The 3,538-nt window shown below is 69.9% G+C and carries 4 protein-coding genes; 1 reads left to right on the forward strand and 3 read right to left on the reverse strand.

All coding sequences use genetic code 11. The features are described from left to right. On the forward strand, positions 1-865 hold an 865-nt coding region (locus EQG76_RS16160), incomplete at its 5' end, for an ATP-binding cassette domain-containing protein (RefSeq protein ID WP_159715272.1). 28 nt (positions 866-893) lie between these two features. Here EQG76_RS16160 and EQG76_RS16165 read toward each other — a convergent pair. The 3 genes from EQG76_RS16165 to EQG76_RS16175 all read right to left on the reverse strand — a co-directional run bounded on the left by EQG76_RS16165 (position 894) and on the right by EQG76_RS16175 (position 3,523). After that, positions 894-1,649: a trypsin-like serine peptidase gene (locus EQG76_RS16165; protein WP_159715274.1), complete on the reverse strand. Its 756-nt coding sequence runs from the start codon at positions 1,647-1,649 to the stop codon at positions 894-896. After that, positions 1,646-2,146: a DinB family protein gene (locus tag EQG76_RS16170; protein ID WP_159715276.1), complete on the reverse strand. Its 501-nt coding sequence runs from the start codon at positions 2,144-2,146 to the stop codon at positions 1,646-1,648. The genes EQG76_RS16165 and EQG76_RS16170 overlap by 4 nt, the downstream gene beginning before the upstream one ends. Before the next feature lie 105 nt (positions 2,147-2,251). Continuing rightward, the gene (locus EQG76_RS16175; protein ID WP_159715278.1) at positions 2,252-3,523 is read right to left on the reverse strand and encodes an aminotransferase-like domain-containing protein; all 1,272 of its coding nucleotides are present in this window, start codon (positions 3,521-3,523) and stop codon (positions 2,252-2,254) included. Positions 3,524-3,538: the final 15 nt, after the last annotated feature.

Raw genomic sequence — 3,538 nt, forward strand, 5'->3', positions numbered from 1 at the left:
GGCCCGCGAGGCCGAGTGGATCGGCCAGAGCCCGAAGGCTCGCCAGGCCAAGCAGAAGGCTCGCATCACCGCGTACGAGGAACTGCTGCGCCAGGCAAACGAGGCGGTGCCGGGCACTGCCCAGATCATGATCCCGCCAGGCCCCCGCCTGGGCGGGGTGGTGATCGAGGCGGACGGCATCAGCAAGGGCTTCGGCGACCGGCTCTTGATCGACAACCTGTCGTTCAGCCTGCCGCCCGGCGGCATCGTCGGGATCATCGGCCCGAACGGTGCCGGCAAGACCACGCTGTTCCGGATGATGGTCGGCCAGGAGAAGCCCGATGCGGGCACCATCCGGATCGGCGAGACCGTCAAGCTCGGCTATGTCGACCAGAGCCGCGACGCGCTCGACCCGAACAAGACCGTCTGGGAGGAGATCGCGGGCGGTCTCGACGTGATTGAGTTCGGCAAGCGCACCATGAACAGCCGCTCCTATGTTGCGGCGTTCAACTTCAAGGGCGGCGACCAGCAGAAGAAGGTCGGCGTGCTCTCGGGCGGCGAGCGCAACCGGGTGCACATGGCCAAGCTGCTCAACAGCGGCGCCAACGTGCTGCTGCTCGACGAGCCGACCAACGATCTCGACGTCGACACGCTGCGGGCACTAGAGGACGCGCTCCTGGACTTTGCCGGCTGTGCGGTGGTGATCAGCCATGACCGCTGGTTCCTGGACCGGATCTGCACCCACATCATGGCGTTCGAGGGCGACAGCCAGGTGGTCTGGTTCGAGGGCAATTACGGCGAGTACGAGGCGGACCGGAAGAAGCGGCTGGGCCACGACGCCGACCAGCCGCACCGGATCAAATACAAGCCGCTCAAGGCCGCCTGAGGCGACGCGGCAGTCCCAGAAGGCGGGTTCAGGGGCCGGCGGCGCTGCCCAGCAGGGCGGCCGGCTCGATCCGCCGTTCCAGGAGTGCTGCCACGCCCACCGGACGGCCGTCCAGTGCACCGGTGCCGACCTGGATGCCGACCAGCACGGTCCCCTCTTCGGTCTCGGCCAGCACCGCCGCACCGGCCACGGCAGCACTGGCCGCACAGTCGTGCAGGACCACCTGCGGCTGGCCGCGCACCTCCTGGACCCGGCAGCCATCGGCCAGGGTCGCGACGTAGGGGCGCTGGCTGGTATAGGCGACCAGGCTCAGGAGGCTGCCCGGCCGCAGCGCCGCCCGCTCGGCCGGCGAGGCCAGGCCTACCGGCTGCACGTCCGGATCGCGCGGGCTCTCCTCGCCCAGCTCCAGCACCGCCCAGTCCCGCGCCGGATCATTCGGCGTGCCGTCCTCTAGGAAGATCAGGCCCGGTGCCGGTTGGAAGGCAGTGACCGGGGCATAGCCCTTACGGGTCGCCCGGTGCGGCGCCAGCTCGACCACGATTCGGTCCACCCCGTACCAGGCGGAGGCACCATCCCGCAGGCAGCGCGCAGCCGTCACCGCCCGGTGCTGGCCGATCAGGGTAGCGGTGCAGAAGCCGCCGCCCCGGATGTTCACCCGCCCCACTGCGAAGCCGGGCCAGCCGTCGACTGACGGCCGCTCCGCGGCCACGGCGCCTTGGTCCGGCAGGAGCACGGCGGCGGCCAGCAGGAGCGACAGGGCAGCGGTCAGGCGCACCCCCGTCACGCCAGCTCCTCGTAGGCGAAATAGATCAGGTCCAGGGACGGCGGGGGCGTGCTGGTCTGGCTCATCTGGTCGTGGACCTGGCCGCGGTGGTGCGCCTGATGATTGAACAGGTGCATCCAGCACAGCAAGCCCGGCACCCGCCGCTCGGTCGGGCTGGTCATCATCCGATAGGTGATGATGCCGTCGAGCCGCTCCTGCGGAAAGGCGTGGGTCGCCTGGATGATCTCCTCGTCCAGCGCCTCGCGCGCAGCCTGCAGCGGACCCAGCTGCGGGAAGGGCTGGTCTTCCACGCGCTGGCCGCCATGCGGGCGGCCCATGAGCCGGTCGAGCCAGATCCGGTCGGTCACCAGCAGGTGGTTGAGCGTCCCGCTGATCGAGCGGAAGAAGGCGGGCCGGGCCTTCTCGAACTCGCCCGGTTCGAGCGCCGCGCAGGCCGCATAGAACCGGCGGTTCGCCCAGCGATTATAGCGCCCCATGCGCTGAAGGTGATCCAGCATCGTGCCGCCTCCTTGGCTTTTCGGCAAAAATTGGCCCACCGCCAGCGCTAGCCTACCGTCGTTTCGGCCACCAGTGAGCCCAGCCCTGCCACCGCTGAGTCGGGCTCAGCCGGGTCTCCGTCCGGCCATCTCGGTCACCAGTCCCATCAGGCTGCGCACACCCCGGTCGATGGTGGCCTCGTCGGCCAGCGAGAAGCTGAGCCTGAGCGTGTTCGCGCCGCCCTCGTCGAAGAAGAAGGCGCTGCCCGGCACATAGGCGACCTTGGCCTCCTCGATCGCCCGCGGCAGCAGCGCCCGGGCATCGAGCCCGTCCGGCAGTTCCACCCAGACGAACAGGCCGCCGTCCGGCCGGCTCCAGCGCGTGCCGGCAGGGGCGGAGCTCGCCAGCGCTGCCAGCATCGCGTCGCGGCGGCGGCGATAGGCGTCGCGGAGCACCGGCAGCCGGTCGGCGAGACATGCGCGGGCCACGGCACCGATTACCGCCTGGTCGAGCGTGCCGCTGTGCAGGTCGGCTGCTTGCTTGATCAGCACGAGCTTCTCGATCACGGCGCGCGGCCCGACAATCCAGCCCACCCGCAGGCCGGGCGCCAGGGTCTTGGAGAAGGTGCCGCAATAGACGCTGCAGGCACCCTCGATCCCGCCGCCCTGCTGGCAAGCCAGTGCCGTGACCGAGGGGACCGGCTCGCCCGCATAGCGCAACTGCCGGTAGGCGGCATCCTCCACCACCAGGGTACAGGTAGCATCGGCCAGCTCCAGGAGCCGTCGGCGCTGCGCCAGGTCCAGCGTCTCACCGCTGGGGTTGGCGAAATCCGGCACGACATAGAGGAGCTTCGGCCGCCCGCCATGCGCCCGCGCGCTGTCCAAGTAATGCGCCGGGGTCGCGTTGCCCCCGTCCAGGCGGAGCCGCTCGTAATGGGGCTCGTAAGCCGAAAATGCCTGGAGCGCGCCCAGATAGGTCGGCGCGCTCGCGATCACGGTATCGCCCGGCGAGAGCATCAGCTTGCCGATGAAGTCCAGCGCCTGCTGGGCCCCGGTGGTGATCAGCACGTTCTCCGGCGTACAGGTCACGCCCTGCTCCGCCATGTGCGAGACGATCCAGGCACGCAGCGCCGGATCGCCCTCGCTCAGGGAATACTGCAGGCCGGCGGCACGGCGGGCCGGGTCGGCGAACAGTTCCGCACAGGCCTGCCGTAACTGGTCCGCCGGGAACAATGCCGGGTCGGGGATGCCACCCGCGAAGGAGATGACGTCGGGCCTGGCCAGGATCTTGAGCAGCTCGCGGATCTCCGAGGCTACCATCCCGCCGGCCCGGCTGGCGAACTGGGCGGCCCAGGGCTGGGCAGCGTGATCGGACGAGGTGGACACGGTCGCGAGCATGTTATGAATCAATCC

The sequence above is a fragment of the Geminicoccus flavidas genome (assembly GCF_009806515.1).
GTDB lineage: Bacteria > Pseudomonadota > Alphaproteobacteria > Geminicoccales > Geminicoccaceae > Geminicoccus > Geminicoccus flavidus.

Bases quoted from the DNA above. Each gene is read 5' to 3' on its own strand.
- EQG76_RS16170 (WP_159715276.1), bottom strand. From the start codon at position 2,146: ATGCTGGATCACCTTCAGCGCATGGGGCGCTATAATCGCTGGGCGAAC.
- EQG76_RS16175 (WP_159715278.1), bottom strand. From the start codon at position 3,523: ATGCTCGCGACCGTGTCCACCTCGTCCGATCACGCTGCCCAGCCCTGG.